We start from the raw sequence: 20697 nt of genomic DNA on the forward strand, positions 1-20697 counted from the left end.
CGTGCAGGCCGCGGGCGTTCCCACGAGGAACGCCCGCGTGCCTGTGCAACGGCGACGAAAGGCACACACCCCGTGACCCTCAGCACTCCCGAGGCGACGCAGGACGTGAACGGCACCGATCCCACCAAGCCACAGGCACAACGCAGTGCCAAGAACAGTGGCGGCGGACTCGGCCGGTACATCCTCGTCAGGTTCCTCCTCATCATCCCGACCGTCTTCATCCTGGTGACGCTCGTGTTCTTCCTGATGCGCGTCATCGGGAACCCGATCACCGCATCGGTCGGCGGTCGTCTCACGCCGAGCCAGCTGCAGGAACGCCTGCACGCCGCCGGGTACGACCGGCCGGTGCTCGTGCAGTACTTCGAGTACCTCGGCAACATCCTGCGCGGTGACTTCGGCACCTCGTCGACGGACAACCGTCCGATCACCGACATCATCGTCACGTACGGCGGCGCGACCGCGGAGCTCGTGTTCTACGCGCTCATCGTCGCGCTCGTGCTCGGCATCCCGCTCGGCATGCTCGCCGCGTACACGCGCGACAAGTGGCCGGACGTGCTGCTCCGTGCGCTCGCGATCCTGACCTACGCCACGCCGGTGTTCTTCGGTGGCCTGCTGCTCAAGCTCGTCTTCTCGGTGTGGCTCGGCTGGCTGCCCCTCGGCGACCGTGCCTCGACCCGGGTGTCGCTCATCCTCGACGGCATCCCGGGCGCGAGCGGCATCTACATCATCGACGCGCTCCGCACCGGCAACGCCGCGGTCATCGGCGACGTGCTGCAGCACGCCGTCCTGCCCGCGCTGACGCTCGGTCTGCTGACGGCGGGCATCTTCCTGCGCCTGGTGCGCGCGAACATGATCGGGTCGCTCGGCTCGGAGTACGTCGACGCCGCCCGGTCCCGCGGCGTGCGCGAGTCGCGGCTCGTCCGCACCCACGCGTTCCGTCCGGCCCTCGTGCCGATCATCACCGTGATGGGGCTGCAGATCGCGATGCTCCTGGGTGGCTCGGTGCTCACCGAGACGACCTTCGGGTGGCGCGGCCTGGGCTTCGAGCTCAACCAGTACCTGTCGGCCCGTGACTTCGTCGCGGTGCAGGGCATCGTCGCGATGCTGGCGGTGATCGTCGCGGTGACCAACTTCATCGTCGACGTGGTCGCCGCCCTGATCGACCCGAGAGTGAGGTTCTGACGATGGTCGACACCACCCTCGTCGACCGCCACGAGCCGCTCTGGAAGCGGCTCCCCGTGGTGGTCCAGCTCCGCCGGAGCACCGGCTGGCAGCGCGCCATGCTCATCGTCGGCGTGGTCATCTGCGCCCTCTACCTGCTCGTCGCGGTCTTCGCACCGCTCCTCGCCCCGTACGGCTTCGGCCAGCTGCAGGGCGCGGACGGGCAGAGCTTCCCGCGCACCGGCGAACCGAGTGCCGAGCACATCTGGGGCACCACGGTCGGCGGCTTCGACGTGTTCAGCCGCGTGCTCTACGGCGCCCGCACAGCCGTGCTCGTCGTCATCGTCGCCGTGATCGTCTCGATCATCGTCGGCGTCCTGCTCGGCATGGTCTCCGGGTACCTGGGCGGCTGGCTCGACCGCGTCCTGGTGGTCGTGGCCGACGCCATCTACGCGTTCCCGTCGCTGCTGCTCGCGATCATCGTGTCCATCGTCATCTCCGGCGGCAACTCGAGCTACTCGGGCGGCATCATCGCGGCGGCGATCTCGATCACCGTCGTGTACGTGCCGCAGTACTTCCGCGTGGTCCGTGCCGAAGCCGTCCGGCTGAAGAACGACGCGTTCGTCGAGTCGGCGCGCGTGATGGGCACGAACCCGTGGCGCATCATGACGCGGCACGTCCTGCGGAACTCGACGCGTTCGCTGCCGCTCATCCTGACGCTCAACGCGAGCGACGCGATCCTGACCCTGGCCGGCCTCGGCTTCCTCGGGTTCGGCATCGGCCCGACGTCCGGCGCCGAGTGGGGCTACGACCTGAGCCGTGCGCTCTCGGACGTCGCGAGCGGTGTCTGGTGGACCGGTGTCTACCCGGGTGTCGCGATCGTGGTGCTCGTGCTCGGCGTGACCTTCATCGGCGAGAGCCTGAACGACATCTCCGACCCCCGCCTGCGTGCACGCCGACGCCTGAAGCAGTTGGTGTCCACGCGCGACACACGCGACCCCGCGGCACCGCGCACCGCCGGGAACGACACGGAAGGGACGGGCGCATGACCCCGACCACACGCCTGCAACCGGGCGACACCACCACCGAACCGGTCGTCGTCGTGGACGACCTGACCGTCACGTTCGCGACCGACGGCGGTGCCGTCGACGCGGTCAAGGGCGTCAGCCTCGACGTCCGCCCCGGCGAGGTGCTCGCCCTGGTCGGCGAGTCCGGCTCCGGCAAGTCCGTCACGGCGCGCAGCATGCTGCGGCTCATGCCGGAGACGGCGACGCTCGGCGGCGCGGTGCTGCTCGACGGCACCGACGTGGTGAGCGTCGGCGCGCAGAAGCTCCGCAGCCTGCGCGGAACCGCCGGGGCGATGGTGTTCCAGGAACCGTCGACCGCCCTCAACCCGGTCTTCACCGTCGGGTGGCAGATCGCCGAGGGACTCCGCGCCCACGGCGGCGTGTCCAAGAAGGAAGCACGGGCGAAGGCCATCGACTACCTCGGTCGCGTCGGCATCCCCGACCCCGAGACCCGCGTCGACCACTACCCGCACCAGTTCTCCGGCGGGCAGAAGCAGCGCGTGGTCATCGCGAGCGCACTGGCCCTCGAGCCGAGCGTCATCATCGCGGACGAGCCCACGACGGCGCTCGACGTGACGGTGCAGGCCGAGATCCTCGACCTGCTGCGCCGCTGCCGTGACGAGTTCGGCACTGCGATCGTCGTCATCACGCACAACATGGGTGTGGTCGCCGACCTGGCCGACCGCGTCGCCGTGATGTACCAGGGCGAGATCGTCGAAGAGGCCACGGCGACGGCGCTGTTCGCGACGCCGCAGGCCGACTACACCAAGCGGCTGCTCGCGGCGGTGCCCCGGCTCGAGGCGTCCACCGGGGTGGCCCGGCGCGCCGCGATCGCCGAGGACGTCACCCCGCTGGTCGAGGCGAAGGGGCTCGAGATCGAGTACCCCGGGCGGCTCGGCTCGCCGGCGTTCAAGGCGGTCAAGGGCGTCGACCTGGCGATCCGTCCGGGTGAGGTCCTCGGGCTGGTGGGGGAGTCCGGCTCCGGCAAGACCACCATCGGCCGGGCCATGGCGGGCCTGACGAAGGTCACCGGCGGCTCGCTCAAGGTCCTCGGCGCCGAGATGCTCGGGTACCGCGAACGCGACTTCAAGCACCTGCGGAAGGACATCGGGTTCGTCTTCCAGGACCCGGCGACCTCGTTCAACCCGCTGCTGACGATCGCCGAGTGCGTCGCCGAGCCGCTGGTCGTGCACAAGGAGGTCTCGAGCCCGCGTGCGGCGCGCAAGCGGGTGGACGAGCTGCTCGAGGCCGTGCAGCTGCCGGCCGCGTACGGCGACCGCTACCCGCACGAGCTCTCCGGCGGGCAGCGCCAGCGCGCGTCGCTCGCCCGGTCGCTCGCGCTCCGGCCGAAGCTGCTCATCGCCGACGAGCCGACGAGTGCGCTCGACGTGTCCGTGCAGGCGCGCGTGCTCGAGCTCTTCCTCGAGCTCCAGCAGGACCTCGGCTTCGCATCGCTGTTCATCAGCCACGACCTCGCGGTCGTCGGCGCGCTCTCCGACCGGATCGCGGTGCTGTACCGCGGTGACCTGGTCGAGACGGGCACGACGGCGCAGGTCCTCGGCGCGCCGCAGCACCCCTACACGCAGCGGCTCCTCGCGTCGCTGCCGGTGCCGGACCCAGCCGAGCAGGCGGAGCGACGGCGTACGCTGGAGCGACTGGAGCACGCCGGGTCCTGACCCGACGTGACCCACCCTGGAGGCCCGGCCAGCGTCGTCGACGCACGCCGGGCCTCCAGGGTGGTCGGCTCCACTGCTGTACGCACGACGGACCTGCCAGGGCGGTCCGTCGCGAACCGCCGCCAGGGGGCGGCGTGGAAGGGGACCCATGATCGCGGTCAACGGACCGGCGGTCGTCGCGGACGACGTGTCGATCGAGTACCGGGGCGGACGCGGGGGCGAGTCCATCCGTGCCGTCGACGGCGTGAGCCTGACGGTCCGGCAGGGGGAGATCCTCGCCCTGCTCGGTGAGTCGGGCTCGGGCAAGTCGACGTTCGCCGCCGCCATCGCCGGCCAGCTCGGGTCCCACGGCGAGGGCGAGGGGGCCCTCCGTCGGCACATCGTCGGCGGCGAGCTGACCGTGCTCGGCCAGAAGACCCGGGGCCTCCGTCCCTCGTCGCGCAAGCTCGAACGGCTGAGCGGCCGGATCGGCTACCTGCCGCAGGACGGTGCCGACCGGCTCAGCCCGGACCTGACCGTGGGCGAAGCCGTCGCCGAACCGATCTACGCACGCGACCGCCGGTTCGACCGGCGCGAGGCCGGGCTCATCGTGGCCCGTCTGCTCGACGCGGTGCACCTGCCGCTCGGGGCGATGCGCCTGAACACGTGGGAGCTCTCGAGCGGGCAGCGCCAGCGTGTCGCCCTGGCGAAGGCGCTCGTGCTCGAACCCCAGCTGCTGGTCGCGGACGAACCGGCACGCGGCGTCGACGTGCTCGTGCGGCAGTCCGTGCTCGAGGCCCTGGCGACGCTGCAGCGCGGCCGGCAGTTCTCGGCCGTCGTCGTGTCCAGCGACCTGCGCGAGGCACGCGCCCTCGCCGACCGTGTCGCCGTGATGGCCGATGCCCGGCTCGTCGGGCTCGGCACCTTCGACGAGGTCCTCGACAACCCCGTCGACCCCTACGTGAAGACCCTCGCCTCGACCGCGGCCCGCGGGGTGAAGCGTCGTCCGGCGCCGAGCACGTCCCGCCGTTCGTCGGCGCCGCGCCGTCCGGTGGCCGCCGGTAGCGGTCCCCGCACGGATCGGCCCGAGGGCCTGTGAGCGCCGCGAAGCCGGCCCGCGGACACCGGGCAGTCGTCCCCACCGCCCGCACGCCCCTGCCGATCCGGGCCCCGGAGTCCGGCCCCGTCGCGGTGCTGCCCGCGCCGGCCGACCGGCCCGTGAGCGCGGCCCCCGAGGCCAGCGGGACCGTCGGACCGAGCGACCTGCACGCGCGGGTCGTGACCGAGGCCGGCGGGACGGTCGGGCCGCTCGGCCCGGACACCCGCGGCATCGTCTGGCTCGACAACCGCGATCCCGCCGGCCTGGACGAAACCCTGCGCCGGCACCCCGCCGTCGGGTGGGTGCAGCTGCCGTTCGCCGGCGTGGACGCCTTCGCGCACCTCATCGCTGAGCACGGCGACCGCGTGCTGTTCACCTCGGCCAAGGGCGCCTACGCGGAGCCGGTCGCCGAGCACGCGCTGGCGTTGACCCTCGGCACGCTCCGGGTCCTGCAGAAGCGCGCTCGTGCGTCGTCGTGGGCGACCGAGCCCGAGGGGGTCTCGCTGTACGGGCGGAACGTCGTCGTGATCGGTGCCGGCGGGATCGCGCTCGAGTACCTCCGGCTGCTCGCGCCGTTCGACGTCGACGTCACCGTCGTGCGCCGCTCGCCCGAGCCCGTGCCGGGAGCCGCGCGGACCGTCACCACCGACGAGCTCGACCAGGTCCTGCCCGACGCCGACGTCGTGATGATCGCGGCGGCGATGACCTCGGGCACCGCGAAGCTCTTCGGTGAGCGGCAGTTCCGGATCATGAAGCCCTCCGCCAGGCTGGTGAACATCGCGCGCGGCGGACTCGTCGACACCGACGCCCTGGTCGACGCCCTGCGCACCGGGGAGATCGCCGCGGCGGGCCTCGACGTCACCGACCCCGAGCCGCTGCCCGACGGGCACCCGCTCTGGTCGGAGCCCGGCGCGGTCATCACCCCGCACCAGGCCGACACCCCGGACATGGTCGCGCCCCTGCTGGCCGAGCGCGTCCGGTTGAACGCCACGGCGTTCCTCGGGGGCGACGGCGAGGGCTTCGTCGGCGTCGTCGACCCGGTCGCCGGGTACTGACCCGGGGGCTCCACCGCGCGGCGCGCCCGGGCGGCGTGTCCGATGCGGTGGAGGGCCGCAGGGTCCTGCTATGCTGTTACCCGTTGTTCGCACGTCATTCGCCAGCGAACAGTGATCCTCGATAGCTCAATTGGCAGAGCAGCCGGCTGTTAACCGGCAGGTTGTTGGTTCGAGTCCAACTCGGGGAGCGACAGGTCCTCATCCTTCGGGGTGGGGACCTTTTGCGTTCCCGCTGCCGAACTGCACCAGCGCAGCTGCGCACCGGATCCGCAGCGTTCGCGCGGCTCCTGCCCGGTCGATGCTGTTAGCGTTCACAGGTGCACCGTTCCCGTTCGCCTCGACTCGCGCTCCTGGGCGTGGTCGTCGCCGCGACGGCGGTGCTCACCGGCTGCAGCAGCGTCGGCCCGGACACCGATGCCTCCGAGGACCCGACGAGCTCGGACACCGGGCTGGGCTCGGGCGCGTCGCCGGTGGTCTTCGCGTTCGTCTGCGACCGCGGCGGATCGGACAGCGAGACCTACACGACCTACTCGGCGGTGTGGGAGGCCGAGCGTGCCGACTGCTCGGCGAAGCGCCTCACCGGCTCGGTGCCGTCGAGCCAGCAGCAGGCCGCGGTGACGGCGGCGCGTGGCGACGCGACCCTGGTCGAGCTCGCGAGCGCGTGCGCGGTTCGCGGCGCGGACCCGTGGACGTCGGCGGTCGCCGACGAGCGCGGTGCGCACGTGGCCGCAGGCCTCCTGCGGTACTGCCCCGGACACCCGGAGACCGACCACCTGCGGGACGCACTGGCGGCCTACCGGGGCTGAGCCGGGCCTCCAGACCGACCGCCGCACCGGCGACGGCCCGACGGCGGCAGGACGGGCGTCAGCCCTCGGGGTGGTCGCGACCCGGCAACCAGGACTGGCCGGGTCCGCCCCAGCTGCTCTTGCGGATCGCCTTGGCGACCTGCTTGCCGTAGGGGTGCACCAGGCGGTCGGCGTAGAGCCAGCCGTCCAGGTGGTCGTACTCGTGTTGGAAGATGCGGGCCAGCCAGCCGTGCGCCTCGACCTCGAACGGGGTGCCGTGCTCGTCGAAGGCACGCAGCAGGGCGCCCTCTGAGCGGCGGAGCGGGAACCGCTCGCCCGGGATCGACAGGCAGCCCTCGGACTCATCGTCCTCGTCGAGCTCCTCGACGGACTCGGGGACCGGAGGCGTGATCCACAGGACCGGGTTGACGGCGGCGCCCCGGTGCAGGACGTCGTCGTCATCGGTGTAGGAGTACACGAACAGGCGCTTGCCGACGCCCACCTGCGGTCCGGCCAGGCCGACGCCGGGGGCCAGGTCCATGGTCTCGAGCATGTCGGCGACGAGGGTGCGGAGGTCGTCATCGAACGCGGTGACCTCGGCTGCACGCTCGTGCAGGACGGGTTCGCCGGTGATGCGGATCGGGAGAACGGCCATTCACCCAGGTTATCCGGCGGGGGACGGTAGCCTCGACGCGTGACGACGGACCTCCAGCTGCCGGACGCCGTGAGCAACCTCACGCCGTTCCAGGCGCTGATGATCCCGGTGGCCCTGATCGGCGCGGTGTTCCTGTCGCTCGGGGCGCAGTTCCAGAGCCGCGGGGTGCAGCGGGTCGAAGCACGTCTCGGTCGGCAGTCGAAGGGGCTGAGCGTCCGGCACGTCGTCGGGCTCGTCTCGAGCGGCTACTGGGTGCTCGGCACGCTCATGCTCGGCATCGCGGTCGTGCTCCAGCTCATCAGCATCACGTTCGCGCCCCTGATCGTCGTGCAGCCGCTGGGCGCCGTCGCCCTGGTCATCACGACGTGGTTCTCGTCGCGGTCGTCCGGTGTGCCGCTCGGTCGTCGAGCGCGGCGGGCCGTGTGGACGTGCATCATCGGTGTCGGCATCTTCGTCGGGATCGCGGCGTTCGTCGGGCACGAGAGCGCGATCACCCGCCAGCAGCTCGTCACCGTGCTGGTGATCCTGGCCGTCGTGCTGGTGCTCGTGCTGGTGTCGTTCCGGCTCGTGGCCAAGCACCGCAGCGCGCTCTACTACATCGTCGGGGCGGGGGTGCTCTACGGGTTCGTGGCGACACTGGCCAAGGTCGTGCTCAACCGGTTCGTGAACGGCACCTTCGACTGGCTGACCGTGCTCGCCATCGCCGGCGTGATCGTGGCGGCATCGCTCGGCGGGTACTTCGTGCAGAACGCGTACTCGAGCGGATCGGCCGACCTCGTGATCGCGGGGCTGACGGTGATCGACCCGATCGTCGCGGTCGGCATCGGCGTCATCGTGCTCGGCGAGGCATCGGGGGCGCCGTGGTTCGCGGTGGCGGGGTTCGTGGTCGCCGCGGGCATCGCCATCACCGGGGTGTTCCTGCTCGCCAAGCACCACCCCCAGACCCGGGCCTGACGCCGCGCACCCGGAGGTCGCCGCCCTCATCCGCGCGGCTGACGCGACCGTCGATCCTGGTGCGATAGCGTCACTGCCGACCAGCCATCGCCCACGAGAGGACGAACTCAGCCGTGTCAGGAGACGCCACCACCGCCACCGCCGGACCGACGGGTGCGACGGGCGGTCACCGACCGTTGCGCGTGCTGATCGCTGCGGACACCTTCGCCCCCGACGTCAACGGCGCCGCCACCTTCGCCGAGCAGCTCGCCGTCGGTCTCGCCGAGCGCGGGCACGAGGTGCACGTCGTGGCCCCGGCCTCGAGCCGCCAGTACGGCACCTTCGACGAGGAGCACCACGGCGTCACGCTCGTCGTGCACCGCCTGAAGTCGTACAAGTGGCCGCTGCACCCGTGGCTGCGCTTCGTGTGGCCGTGGAGCGTCCGGAAGTGGACGGGCCCGATCCTCGACGCCGTGAAGCCCGACGTGCTGCACATCCAGTCGCACGTGGTCATCGGCCGCGGCATCGTGCACGAGGCGAACGACCGCGGCATCCGGGTCATCGCGACGAACCACTTCATGCCGGAGAACCTGCTCGAGTACACGCCGTTCGGCAAGTGGACGCTGCCCCTCGCGCTGAAGATCGCGTGGAGCGACGCCGCCAAGACCTACCGGCTGGCCGACACCATCACGACGCCGACGAACCTGGCCGCCGACTACCTGCGGAAGGCCATCGCCGGACAGCAGGTCCTCGCGATCTCGTGCGGCATCGACGCGTCCCGGTACGTGGCGCGCGAGGGACGCCCGGTCAACAACGACATCGTGTTCGTGGGTCGTGTGGCCCCCGAGAAGAACCTCGACGTGCTGGTCCGCGCGGTGGCGCTGCTGCCCGCCGAGCTGTCCGCGACGCTGACGATCGTCGGCGACGGCGAGATGATCCCGAAGCTCACCGCGTTGGCGAAGGAGCTCGGGCTCGAGGACCGCGTGCGGTTCCTGGGTTTCGTCTCCGACGAGCGCAAGCAGGAGGCCCTGACCAACGCGACGGTGTTCGCGATGCCGTCCACGGCGGAACTGCAGAGCATCTCGTCGCTCGAGGGGATGGCCTCGGGACTGCCCGTCGTCGCCGCCGACTCGATGGCGCTGCCGCACCTGATCGACGGCAACGGGTACCTGTTCACCCCGGGCGACGTGGACGACCTGGCGGCGAAGCTCACGACGGTGCTCACCGCGCCCGAGTCGGAGTACGTGGCGATGCGGGAACGCAGTCTGGCCATGATCGAGGCACACGACATCAACCGCACGCTGTCGACGTTCGAGTCGCTGTATCGTGGTGAGCCGGTGGCCTGAGGGTCTCCGGCGAGGGGCGGTAGCCAAGCTGGTCAAGGCAGTCGGCTCATAACCGAACGATCCGCGGGTTCGAGTCCCGCCCGCCCTACGTGCACATGCCAAGGAAGCGCGACACGTCGCAGGACGACCACGCACCGACACCGAACGTCACCTTCGAGGTGACCCGTGGCGGTACCGGCGTGCGCGTGAACGCCTTCCGGATCGGGTTCATGGGCGCCATCGGGGTGCTCGTCGCGCTGCTCGCCGGGTCGATCATCAACGAGCTGAGCACGGTCCTGGTCTACATCGGGGTCGCGCTGTTCCTGGCGCTCGGCATCGACCCCCTCGTGTCGTTCCTCGAGCGGATCATCCCGCGCTGGTCCGCCATCACGATCGTCGTCGTGGTCGTCCTCGGGGCCTTCGCCGGCATCGTCTTCGCCGTCGTCCCGATCCTGGTGGAGCAGACCTCGAACCTGGTCCAGAACTTCCCCGAGATCGTGCAGGACATCTCGCAGCAGCCGTGGGTGCAGGACCTGTCGAAGCAGTTCGCCGGGTCGTTCGACATCGACCACGCGCTGCAGTCGCTGCAGTCCTTCGTCGAGAAGCCGGGCAACCTGCTCAGCGTCGGCGGCGGGATCCTGGCGGTCGGCAGCGGGATCCTGTCCGGGGTCACCGGGGCGCTCATCGTCATCATCCTGATGCTCTACTTCCTCGCGTCGATGCGGGGCATGAAGCGCGCGGCGTACCGGTTCGTCCCGGCGTCGCGTCGCCAGAACTTCATCGACGTGAGCGAGCAGATCACGCAGGCGGTCGGCCGGTACGTCGTCGGGCAGGTGTCGCAGGCGCTCATCAACGGCATCCTGAGCTTCATCTTCCTGCTCATCATCGGTGCACCGCTGCCCGTGCTGCTCGCGTTCATCGCGTTCCTCGGGTCGCTGATCCCGCTGGTCGGCACCCTGGCCGCCGCGATCGTGATCTCGCTGCTCTGCTTCTTCGCGTCGCCGGCCACCGCCCTGTTCTCGGGCATCTACTACCTGGTCTACATGCAGGTCGAGGCCTACCTGATCTCCCCGCGCATCATGTCGCGGGCAGTCCAGGTGCCCGGAGCCCTCGTGGTCATCGCGGCGGTCGCCGGCGGCACGATCGGCGGCGTGCTCGGCGCGCTCGTGGCGCTGCCCGTCGCGGCGTCGGTCATCATCATCGTGCAGAAGGTCATCTACCCCCGCCAGGAACAGGCGTGACGAGCGGCACCGGCGCAGCCGACGACGCGGTCGTCGCCGCGTTCGCCGAGCACGTCCACGACCGTGACCGCTGGGCGCGCAGTGCCCGTGGGCCACTCGCCCTGGTGAACGCCCAGCACGTCGACCACCCGCAGCCGGTCTGGCCGGTCCCCGGGACGTGGGCCCCGGCCGTCGGCGGACTCACCGTGACGGCCGAGGCATCCGACGGCGTCGTCGTCGACGGCGTGCCGGTGGACGGCACGGTCCTGGCGGCCGGGGACACCGCCGTCGTACCGTCGACCGTCGCCCTGCCGGACGGCTTCGCCGGCACCGTCAGCGGTGACACCCTGCGCGTCTGGGACCCGTCCTCCGAGGCGATCGCCCGCTTCGCGCAGATCGCCCGCTTCGCGTGGTCCGGCGACTGGGTGACGTCCGGCACGTACGTCCCGCTGGTCGGGGACGCCCTGGAGGCCCGTGGCAGCGTCCGTGACGCCGCCGGCGACGCCCTGCCGGTCGCCGGACACGTCGAGACCGTCGTGGGTGGTGGCACGGTGCGCTTCGTCGCCCTCCGGTCGGCTGCCCACCGCGGAGCCCCCCGGCTGCAGCTCATCGTGCAGGACGCCACGAGTGCCCTGCCCGAGGACGACCCGGGCAGCACCTACTCGATGGGTCGGTTCCTGTACCTCGACGACCCCAGCACCGAGGCCACGGTCGAGCTCGACTGGAACCGGCTGGTGCTCCCGCCGTGCGCGTTCTCGTACCAGTACGCCTGCCCGATCCCACCGGAGGACAACCGCGTCCCGGTGCCGATCACGGCGGGGGAGCGGCACCCGGTCGACGCGAACGGTGCCGTCCTGCACTGATCGGGTCAGGTCCTTGCCGTTCCCAGGCGTGGCGCTGCATAATGGGCGTGTCCCGTCGGGACATCACAATCGCATACCGATGGTTCCGTGGCCCCTCGGGTCAGGATCCTCCGCACCAGGTCGATGGGGAAGTCGCACCTGACGTATCGGAGGAACCGTGAACGGAACGACGACAGGAGTGCTCTACGTGCACTCCTCACCCCGCGCGCTCTGCCCGCACGTCGAATGGGCAGCAGGTCGCGCCATGAACCGCGCCGTGAACTTCTCGTGGCTCGACCAGCCCGCGCAGGACGGTGCGCGCCGGACCGAGTACACGTGGACCGGTGCGGTGGGCGCCGGTGCCGCGATCGCGTCGGCCCTGCGCGGGTGGGAGCACCTGCGGTACGAGGTCACCGAGGAGCCGACGAGCGCCTCGGACGGCGGCCGCTGGATGCACACGCCCGACCTCGGTGTGTTCTACGCCCAGACCGACGTCACGGGCAACATGGTCATCCCCGAGGACCGGGTGCGCTACGCGATGGAGGTCGCGGGCAGCAACGCCCTCGAACTGCACCGTGAGCTCCGACTCGCCCTCGGGCAGGCCTGGGACGACGAGCTCGAGCCCTTCCGCCACGCGGCCGAGGGCAACCCGGTCGTCTGGCTGCACCGCGTCGGCTGACCCGACTCGCAACACGCCGGCGTCTCGGGTGCGCCGGACGTCGGCGTCGGGTGCGCAACACGCCGGTGTGTTGTCCTGACACCGCCGAAGACTCGAGACGCCGCCGAACACGGCGGCGTCTCGTCGTTCCCGGGGCGCCTCAGCGACACGACGGCGTGTTGGCGGAACTCCGGACCGGCCACCGAAACGACGGAAGCCCGCCCCGACGACGCGGGACGGGCCTCCTGGCGGAGGGTGTGACGGATCAGACGCTGCGGAACGCGACCACGGCGTTGTGGCCGCCGAAGCCGAACGAGTTGCTGACCGCGAGCAGGTCGCCCTCGGGCAGCGGACGCGGCTCGCGGGCCACGTCCATGACGATCTCCGGGTCCTGGTCGTGCAGGTTGATCGTCGGCGGGGCGACGCGGTTGTGCAGTGCGAGGACGGTGAAGACGGCCTCGATCGCTCCGGCACCACCGAGCAGGTGCCCGGTGGACGCCTTGGTGGCGGACACCACGACGTCGTCCAGGTGGTCGCCGAAGACCCGACGCATCGCGTGGTACTCGGCGACGTCACCGACGGGGGTCGAGGTGGCGTGCGCGTTGACGTGCACGACGTCCTCGATGCTCGCGTCGGCGTGCTCGAGGGCCTGCAGGACCGCACGAGCGGCGGCGCTGCCCTCGGGGTCCGGCGCGGTGATGTGGAAGGCGTCCGAGGTGATGCCGGAGCCGGCGACCTCGGCGTAGATGGTCGCGCCGCGGGCTTCCGCGTGCTCCTTCGACTCGAGGATGAGTGCCGCTGCGCCGTCACCGAGCACGAAGCCGTCACGCGTGACGTCGTACGGACGCGAGGCGGTCTCGGGGGAGTCGTTGCGGCGCGACAGGGCCTGCATCGCGGCGAACGCGGCCAGCGGGAGCGGGTGCAGCGCGGCCTCGGCGCCACCGGTGATGACGATGTCGGCGTCGCCGTCGGCGATGTGCCGGTACGCCTCGGCCAGCGACTCGGTCGAGGACGCGCAGGCCGACAGGTAGGTGCGGGCGCCGCCACGGGCACCGAACTCCATCTCGATGGCGGCGGCGGGGCCGTTCGCCATGAGCATCGGCACCGTCATCGGCAGGACGCGACGCGGGCCCTTCTCGCGCAGGGTGTCCCAGGCGTCGAGCAGCGTGTTGACGCCACCGATGCCGGTCGCCCAGTCGACGATCAGGCGCTCGGGAACGACCGACTCGTCGTCGATGCCGGCGTCGGCCCAGGCCTCACGCGCCGCGACGAGCGACAGCTGCGACGAGGGGTCGAGGCGCTTCGACTCGGGGCGGGTGAGCTGGTCGGTGAGGAACCGGCGCGCCTGGCCGGCGAACTCCACGGGGAGTTCGAGCTCGGCGTAACGGGGGTCCTCGATGCGGGTGATGCCGGACTTGCCGGCAAGCAGCGCGTCCCAGGTGTCCGGGGCGGTCGCGGCGAGGGGTGAGATCGCACCGATCCCGGTGACGACGACGGTCTTCTTGGTCATGGGACGACGTGTTCTTTCGTTGGGGTGAACAAGATGAGCGCCGTGGCCCGCAGGGGTCCGCGGGCCGCGGCGCTCAGGAAGCTCGTGTCAGGCCTGGGCCTTGACGATGTAGTCGACCGCGTTGCCCACGGTCTTGAGGTTCTTGACCTCTTCGTCCGGGATCTTCACGTCGAACTTCTCCTCGGCGTTGACCACGATGGTCATCATCGAGATGGAGTCGATGTCGAGGTCGTCCGTGAAGGACTTGTCGGCGGCGACGGTGTCGGTGGCGATACCGGTCTCGTCGTTGATCAGCTCGGCCAGGCCGGCGAGGACTTCTTCGTTGGACAGGGCCATGAGTGTTCTCCTTGAAGGGGGGTGTCGTTTGACCGTTGACCAGCCTAGGGCACGCGGGGTCCGGGTGCGCGGAGGCTCGTCGGGATGGGGACCGGCGCGCGGCTGCGCGACCGGGCGGGGATCAGGGGAGGACGACCACCTGCGCGCCGAAGACGAGTCCGGCGCCGAAGCCGATCTGCAGGGCGAGGCCGCCCGACAGGTCCGGGTGCTCCTCGAGCAGGCGGTGCGTGGCGAGCGGGATGCTCGCGGCGGAGGTGTTGCCGGTGGTGGTGATGTCGCGGGCGATCGTCACCGTCTCGGGCAGGCCGAGCTGCTTGGCGAACTCGTCGATGATGCGGATGTTCGCCTGGTGCGGCACGAAGGCGGCGAGGTCCTCGGGGCGGACCCCGGCGGTCTCGAGTGCCTGGCGGGCGACCTTGACCATCTCCCAGACGGCCCAGCGGAACACCGTCTGCCCGGCCTGGCGCATGGTCGGGCGCGGTGCGCCGGCCTCCCACTCGTTGTAGGTCGCGGTCATGCCGATGGCATCCCACTTCGAGCCGTCGGAACCCCAGATGGTGGGGGCGATGCCCGGGAAGTCGCTCGGGCCGATCACGGCGGCGCCGGCACCGTCCCCGAGCAGGAACGAGATCGAGCGGTCGGTCGGGTCGACGACGTCGCTGAGCTTCTCGGCCCCGACGACCAGCACGTGGTCGGCGAGCCCGGACTTGATGAACGAGTCGGCCTGGGCGATGCCGTAGGCGTACCCGGCGCAGGCGGCGCTGATGTCGTACGCGGCCGCCGGGGTGGCCCCGATGCGCTCGGCGAGCAGCGACGCCATCGACGGGGTCGCGACGGTGTGCGTGACGGTGCTCACGAGCACGACGCCGATCTGGGACGGCTCGATGCCGGCCTTCTCGATGGCCTCGCGCGCGGCGGCCTCGGCGAGGTCGACGGCCTCGACGTCCTTGCCGGCGCGCTTGCGGGTGATGATGCCGGTGCGCTGCCGGATCCACTCGTCGGACGAGTCGATCGGGCCGACGAGGTCGTCGTTCGGCACGACGTTCTCGCCGCGGGCGGCGCCGAACGCCAGGATCCGGGTGAACTCGTGGCCGCGGCGCTGCTGGAGCAGCGGGCGCGCGGATCCGGTCGGGAGGCCCGTGGGGGCGTCCGTCGGGCTGGTCGGGTCGGTCATGCGGTTGCGTCTGCTTCCTGGCCCGCGCGCTGCAGCAGGTCGATCGCTGCAGGCAGGTCGTCGGGGGTCTTGATGGCGACGGTCGGCGTGCCGCGGAGGCCGCGCTTCGCCAGGCCGACGAGTGCACCGGCGGGTGCGAGCTCGATGATGCCGGTCACGCCGGCGCCGGAGAAGGACTCCATGACCGCGTCCCAGTGCACGGGGTTCGCGATCTGCTGGACCATCAGGTCGACGAAGCGGCGACCGTCGTCGACCCGGGAGCCGTCGGCGTTCGTCCAGATCGGCAGGGTCGGGTCCTGCACCGTGGCGGCGGCCGCGACCGGGGCGACCCGCTCGACGGCGGGGGCCATGTACCGGGTGTGGAACGCACCGGCCACGGCGAGCGGGATCACGCGGGCCTTGGCGGGCGGGTCGGCGGCGAGGGCCGCGATGGCGTCGGCCGCACCGGCGACGACGGTCTGGCCGCCACCGTTGTGGTTCGCGGGCACCAGGCCGTGCTCGGCGAGGGCTGCGGCCACCGCGTCGGCGTCGCCACCGAGGACGGCGGCCATCGAGGTCGGCTCGAGCGCGGCGGCGTCGGCCATGGCCCGGCCGCGTTCGGCGACCAGGGCGACGGCGTCGGTCGGGTCGAGGATCCCGGCGACCGCGGCGGCGGTGAACTCGCCCACCGAGTGTCCGGCGACCCCGCCCACCAGGGCACGACGGCCCTCGGCGAGCAGGGCGTCGGCGGTCACCAGGCCGGCGGCGACGATGAGGGGCTGTGCGAGCGCGGTGTCCTTGATGGTGTCCGCGTCGGAGTTCGTGCCGTGCTCGGCGAGGTCGACGCCGATCGACTCCGACCACTGCCCGACTCGTTCACGAACGGTGGCGTCCTCGAGCCAGGGGGCGAGGAAGCCGGGGGTCTGGGAGCCCTGTCCGGGCGCGACGACGACGATCACCGGACAATCCTCGCGTTCTCGTCCCGCGGGGCCCGTGTGGACTTCCCACACGAATCCCCGCGGGACATTGTTGGTTCTCTACCGCCGTGGGGTGATGCGGCGGCGTCCGGTCGCGGACTCGGACATCGCGCCGAGGATGAGCGCCGACTGCACGATCAGGGCGTCACGGGCGTGCGTGGCGTCCCAGCCGATGATGTCGGCGACCCGGCGCAGGCGGTAGCGCACGGTGTTCGGGTGCACGAAGAGCTCGCGGGCCGTGGCCTCGAGCGAACGCCCGGTGTCCAGGTAGCACCAGAGCGTCTGCAGGAGCTCGGTGGACTGGTCCTTGAGCGGGACGTAGATGCGCTGCACCAGGGCCGACCGGGCGAGGGGGTCGCCGGCCAGGGCCCGTTCGGGCAGCAGGTCGTCGGCCAGGGCCGGGCGGGGCACGCCACGCCAGGCACGCGCGACGGCGAACCCGGCGAGGGCGGCCTTCGCGCTCGTCGAGGCGTCGACGACCCCGGGGACCTCGTTGCCGAGCACCAGGTGGCCCTCGCCGAACAGCGGTTCGAGGGCCTGCGCGATGGTCGTGAAGGAGACGGGCTCCTCGCCCTCGGGCACGTCGTCGCGGGGGGTGGCGCGGCCGATCACCACGACGAGCCGCGATCCCTGGACCCCGACGAGCACGTCGGCGTCCATGTGCCGTGCGGTGCGCCGGACCTGGTCGACCTCGAGCTGCTTCGGTGCGGTGCCGACGAGCACCGCGACCTCGCCGTGGCCGTGCCACCCGAGGGCGGCGATGCGGGAGGGCAGTTCGTCGTCGTACTCGCCGGAGAGGATCGAGTCGACCACGAGCGCTTCGAGCCGGGCGTCCCACAGGCCACGGGCCTCGGCCGCGCGGGCGTAGACGTCGGCGGCGGCGAACGCGATGTCGCGGGAGTACTTGAGGATCGCCTCCTGCAGCATCTCGTCGTCGGCGGCGCGTTCCTCGACCACGGTCACCACGACGCGGATGAGCTGCAGGGTCTGCTGCAGGCTCACCGAGCGCAGGAGTTCCCGCGGGGCGGACCCGAAGACGTCGGCCGCGGCGATCCACGGCGTCGATGCGGTGCCCTCGAGCCAGCTGATGAACGAGGTGATGCCGGCCTGGGCGACGAGGCCCACGGCGGAGCGGCGCCCCGGTGGCATCTCGCTGTACCAGGGGAGCGTGTCCTCGAGTCGCTTGATCGTCGCGGTGGAGAGTTCTCCGGACACCTGACGGAGCCAGGAGAGCGCACGCTCGCGCGCGCTCTCCTGGCTCTCGTGGTCCGGGCGGACCGTCGTCACGGGTTGATCAGCTCTCGCCGCCCGCGCTGCCGGTGGTGCCGGCGGTCACGTCGTGCAGGCGGTACTTGTCGATCGCCTGCTGGACGAGCGCGCCGTCGACCTTGCCCTGGCGGGCGAGCTGCTGCAGCGTCCGCACGACGACCGAGGGGCCGTCGATGTGGAAGAAGCGGCGAGCGGCCGGACGGGTGTCCGAGAAACCGAAGCCGTCTGCGCCGAGGGTGGCGTAGTCGGTCGGCACGAACGGGCGGATCTGCTCCTGCACCAGGTGCATGAAGTCGCTCACGGCGACGACCGGGCCCTCGGTGCCGAGCAGACGCTCGGTGACGAACGGCGTGCGGGCCGGCTCGTTCGGGTTGAGGAACGCCTGCTGCTCGGCGGCCACACCGTCGCGGTACAGCTCACCCCAGCTCGTGACGCTCCAGACGTCGGCCGACACGCCCCAGTCCTCGGCGAGGAGCTGCTGCGCCTCGAGGATCCACGGCACGGCGACGCCGGACGCGAGCAGCTGGGCCTTCGGGCCGTCGTGCTCGCTCGCCTTGAGCAGGTACATCCCCTTGAGGATCCCCTCGACGTCGACGCCCTCGGGCTCGGCCGGCTGCACCAGCGGCTCGTTGTAGACCGTCAGGTAGTACATGACGTTCGGGTCGGCGTGCTTCGGCGAGCCGTCCTCGTTCGTGCCGTACATGCGGTCGAGGCCGGCCTTGACGATGTGGCCGATCTCGTAGCCGTAGGCCGGGTCGTACGAGACGACGGCCGGGTTCGTCGTGGCGAGGAGCGGCGAGTGGCCGTCCGCGTGCTGCAGGCCTTCGCCCGTCAGCGTGGTGCGGCCGGCGGTCGCGCCGATCATGAAGCCGCGGGTCATCTGGTCGCCGGCGGCCCAGATGGCGTCGCCGGTGCGCTGGAACCCGAACATCGAGTAGAAGACGTAGACCGGGATGAGCGGCTCGCCCTGCGTCGAGTACGAGGTGCCGACCGCGGTGAACGCCGCGAGGGCGCCCGCCTCGTTGATGCCGACGTGGATGATCTGGCCCTGCGGGCTCTCCTTGTAGGCCAGCAGGAGCTCGCGGTCGACCGACGTGTAGTGCTGGCCGTTCGGGTTGTAGATCTTCGCCGACGGGAAGTAGGCGTCCATGCCGAACGTGCGTGCCTCGTCCGGGATGATCGGGACCACGCGGTCGCCGAAGTCGGGCGAGCGCAGCAGGTCCTTCAGCAGGCGCGCGAACGCCATGGTGGTGGCGACCTCCTGCTTGCCGGAGCCCTTCTTGACGACCTGGTACTTCGAGTCGTCCGGCAGCGTGAACTGCGTGTACTTCGTGCGACGTTCCGGCACGTAGCCACCGAGCGCGCGACGACGCTCGTGCATGTACTGGATCGCCTCGTCGTCGTTGCCCGGGTGGTAGTACGGCGGCGTGTAGGGGTTCTCCTCGAGCTGCGCGTCGGAGATCGGGATGCGCATCTCGTCGCGGAACTGCTTGAGGTTGTCGAGCGTGAGCTTCTTCATCTGGTGGGTCGCGTTGCGGCCCTCGAAGCTCGGGCCGAGGCCGTAGCCCTTGACCGTCTTCGCCAGGATGACGGTCGGCTGGCCCTTGTGCTCGGTCGCGGCCTTGAACGCGGCGTAGACCTTGCGGTAGTCGTGGCCACCGCGCTTGAGGTTCCAGATCTGGTCGTCGGTGTAGTCCTTGACGAGCTCGAGCGCCTTCGGGTCGCGCCCGAAGAAGTTCTCGCGGACGTAGGCACCGTTCTCGGCCTTGTACGTCTGGTAGTCGCCGTCCGGCGTCTGGTTCATCAGGTTGAGGAGCGCGCCCTCGGTGTCACGGGCGAGCAGGTCGTCCCACTCGCGGCCCCAGACGACCTTGATGACGTTCCAGCCCGCACCGCGGAAGAACGCCTCGAGCTCCTGGATGATCTTGCCGTTGCCACGGACCGGACCGTCGAGTCGCTGCAGGTTGCAGTTGATGACGAAGTTCAGGTTGTCGAGGCCGTCGTTCGCGGCGACCTGGAGCTGCCCGCGGGACTCGACCTCGTCCATCTCGCCGTCGCCCAGGAACGCCCAGACCTGCTGGTCCATGGCGTCCTTGATGCCGCGGTTCGACAGGTACTTGGCCTGCTGCGCCTGGTAGATCGCGTTGATCGGGCCGATGCCCATCGACACGGTCGGGAACTGCCAGAAGTGCGGCATGAGGCGCGGGTGCGGGTACGACGACAGGCCGCCGCCGGCGTGCGACTTCTCCTGCCGGAACCCGTCGAGCTGGTCCTCGGAGAGGCGCCCTTCCATGTACGCGCGGGCGTACATGCCGGGGGAGGCGTGGCCCTGGAAGAAGACCTGGTCGCCGCCGGAGGGGTGGTCCTGCGCGCGGAAGAAGTGGTTGTAGCCGACCTCGTACATCGCGGCGCTCGACGCGTACGTCGAGATGTGGCCACCGACCCCGATGCCGGGACGCTGTGCACGGTGCACCGTGATGGCCGCGTTCCAGCGGATCCAGCGGCGGTACCGGCGCTCCAGCTCTTCGTCGCCGGGGAACTCCGGCTCGTTCTCCGGCGCGATGGTGTTCACGTAGTCCGTCGTCGGGACCATCGGCACACCGAGGTGCAGTTCCTTGGACCGCTTGAGCAGGCTCAGCATGATCTCGCGACCGCGCTGGTGTCCGTGGGTCTGGACCAGCCCGTCGAGGGACTCACGCCATTCGGCGGTCTCCTGCGGATCCTGGTCGTTCGCCCCGGCGCTGTACGGGTCCTGGTCGTTCACCGTCACCCTTGACCTCGTTCGTTCTCGTGGTGGTGGACATGGTGGCTCCGGTGGTCGGGTCGCGACCGGCTGGGGCCCCGTCTACTCTAGGCCCCAGGACCGACGCTGATGCTGATGGTGACGTGCAGGTGGACGGGTGCTTGCATTCGCGTGTCGTCGGCGTAGCATGGCCGATCGTGCACACGCGATCTGCGGCGCACGGACCCGACGGGCACACCCCACGCCCGAGGAAG

General features: G+C 71.0%; 18 protein-coding genes and 2 tRNA genes. 13 read left to right on the forward strand and 7 right to left on the reverse strand.

The window, feature by feature from the left end; translation table 11 throughout:
• The first annotated feature begins 105 nt into the window (after positions 1-105).
• The 7 genes from FFG40_RS10425 to FFG40_RS10455 all read left to right on the forward strand — a co-directional run bounded on the left by FFG40_RS10425 (position 106) and on the right by FFG40_RS10455 (position 6843).
• Complete coding sequence (locus FFG40_RS10425) at positions 106-1182, forward strand: ABC transporter permease (RefSeq protein WP_083404423.1); 1077 nt, start codon at positions 106-108, stop codon at positions 1180-1182.
• 2 nt (positions 1183-1184) lie between these two features.
• A complete protein-coding gene (locus FFG40_RS10430; RefSeq protein WP_138803123.1) occupies positions 1185-2210 on the forward strand; it encodes an ABC transporter permease in 1026 nt (341 codons plus the stop codon).
• The gene (locus FFG40_RS10435; protein ID WP_138803124.1) at positions 2207-3904 is read left to right on the forward strand and encodes an ABC transporter ATP-binding protein; all 1698 of its coding nucleotides are present in this window, start codon (positions 2207-2209) and stop codon (positions 3902-3904) included. Before FFG40_RS10430 ends, FFG40_RS10435 begins: the two co-directional genes overlap by 4 nt.
• A gap of 148 nt (positions 3905-4052) precedes the next feature.
• Positions 4053-4982, forward strand: a complete 930-nt coding sequence (locus FFG40_RS10440; protein WP_081827275.1) for an ATP-binding cassette domain-containing protein — start codon at positions 4053-4055, stop codon at positions 4980-4982.
• On the forward strand, positions 4979-6037 hold the full coding sequence (locus tag FFG40_RS10445) for a D-isomer specific 2-hydroxyacid dehydrogenase family protein (protein WP_260678854.1): 1059 nt from the start codon (positions 4979-4981) through the stop codon (positions 6035-6037). Before FFG40_RS10440 ends, FFG40_RS10445 begins: the two co-directional genes overlap by 4 nt.
• Positions 6038-6152: 115 nt before the next feature.
• Positions 6153-6225, forward strand: a tRNA-Asn gene (locus FFG40_RS10450).
• Between the two features lie 129 nt (positions 6226-6354).
• Entirely contained in the window at positions 6355-6843 is a 489-nt protein-coding gene (locus FFG40_RS10455) for a hypothetical protein (RefSeq protein WP_138803125.1), read from the forward strand.
• Between the two features lie 58 nt (positions 6844-6901).
• Here FFG40_RS10455 and def read toward each other — a convergent pair whose 3' ends face one another.
• Positions 6902-7477 (reverse strand): peptide deformylase, encoded by a 576-nt coding sequence (gene def, locus FFG40_RS10460; protein WP_138803126.1) that lies wholly within the window; start codon positions 7475-7477, stop codon positions 6902-6904.
• A 39-nt stretch (positions 7478-7516) separates the two neighbouring features.
• Here def and FFG40_RS10465 point away from each other — a divergent pair, with 39 nt between their 5' ends.
• The 6 genes from FFG40_RS10465 (at position 7517) to FFG40_RS10490 (ending at position 12476) form a co-directional block, all read left to right on the forward strand.
• A complete protein-coding gene (locus FFG40_RS10465; protein ID WP_181440182.1) occupies positions 7517-8431 on the forward strand; it encodes a DMT family transporter in 915 nt (304 codons plus the stop codon).
• 113 nt (positions 8432-8544) lie between these two features.
• Positions 8545-9756, forward strand: a complete 1212-nt coding sequence (locus FFG40_RS10470) for a glycosyltransferase (RefSeq protein WP_027465335.1) — start codon at positions 8545-8547, stop codon at positions 9754-9756.
• Positions 9757-9769: 13 nt separating this feature from the next.
• Positions 9770-9844 (forward strand) — tRNA-Ile (locus tag FFG40_RS10475).
• 7 nt (positions 9845-9851) lie between these two features.
• On the forward strand, positions 9852-10976 hold the full coding sequence (locus tag FFG40_RS10480; RefSeq protein ID WP_173033412.1) for an AI-2E family transporter: 1125 nt from the start codon (positions 9852-9854) through the stop codon (positions 10974-10976).
• Positions 10973-11818, forward strand: a complete 846-nt coding sequence (locus tag FFG40_RS10485; protein ID WP_138803127.1) for a DUF1684 domain-containing protein — start codon at positions 10973-10975, stop codon at positions 11816-11818. The genes FFG40_RS10480 and FFG40_RS10485 overlap by 4 nt, the downstream gene beginning before the upstream one ends.
• 157 nt (positions 11819-11975) lie before the next feature.
• Complete coding sequence (locus FFG40_RS10490) at positions 11976-12476, forward strand: DUF3145 domain-containing protein (RefSeq protein WP_027465337.1); 501 nt, start codon at positions 11976-11978, stop codon at positions 12474-12476.
• A 244-nt stretch (positions 12477-12720) separates the two neighbouring features.
• Here the strand turns inward: FFG40_RS10490 and FFG40_RS10495 are convergent, their stop codons facing one another.
• The 6 genes from FFG40_RS10495 to aceE all read right to left on the reverse strand — a co-directional run bounded on the left by FFG40_RS10495 (position 12721) and on the right by aceE (position 20470).
• Positions 12721-13965, reverse strand: coding sequence for a beta-ketoacyl synthase (locus FFG40_RS10495; RefSeq protein ID WP_138803128.1), 1245 nt, complete (start codon positions 13963-13965; stop codon positions 12721-12723).
• A gap of 87 nt (positions 13966-14052) precedes the next feature.
• Positions 14053-14301, reverse strand: a complete 249-nt coding sequence (locus FFG40_RS10500; protein WP_017886710.1) for an acyl carrier protein — start codon at positions 14299-14301, stop codon at positions 14053-14055.
• Between the two features lie 121 nt (positions 14302-14422).
• Positions 14423-15475, reverse strand: a complete 1053-nt coding sequence (locus FFG40_RS10505) for a beta-ketoacyl-ACP synthase III (RefSeq protein ID WP_260678855.1) — start codon at positions 15473-15475, stop codon at positions 14423-14425.
• Positions 15472-16413: an ACP S-malonyltransferase gene (locus tag FFG40_RS10510; RefSeq protein ID WP_138803129.1), complete on the reverse strand. Its 942-nt coding sequence runs from the start codon at positions 16411-16413 to the stop codon at positions 15472-15474. Before FFG40_RS10510 ends, FFG40_RS10505 begins: the two co-directional genes overlap by 4 nt.
• 78 nt (positions 16414-16491) lie before the next feature.
• On the reverse strand, positions 16492-17718 hold the full coding sequence (locus tag FFG40_RS10515; protein WP_027465341.1) for a CdaR family transcriptional regulator: 1227 nt from the start codon (positions 17716-17718) through the stop codon (positions 16492-16494).
• Positions 17719-17725: 7 nt separating this feature from the next.
• A complete protein-coding gene (gene aceE / locus FFG40_RS10520; protein WP_071405343.1) occupies positions 17726-20470 on the reverse strand; it encodes a pyruvate dehydrogenase (acetyl-transferring), homodimeric type in 2745 nt (914 codons plus the stop codon).
• Positions 20471-20697: the final 227 nt, after the last annotated feature.

The organism is Curtobacterium sp. KBS0715 (assembly GCF_005938005.2).
Lineage (GTDB): Bacteria > Actinomycetota > Actinomycetes > Actinomycetales > Microbacteriaceae > Curtobacterium > Curtobacterium flaccumfaciens.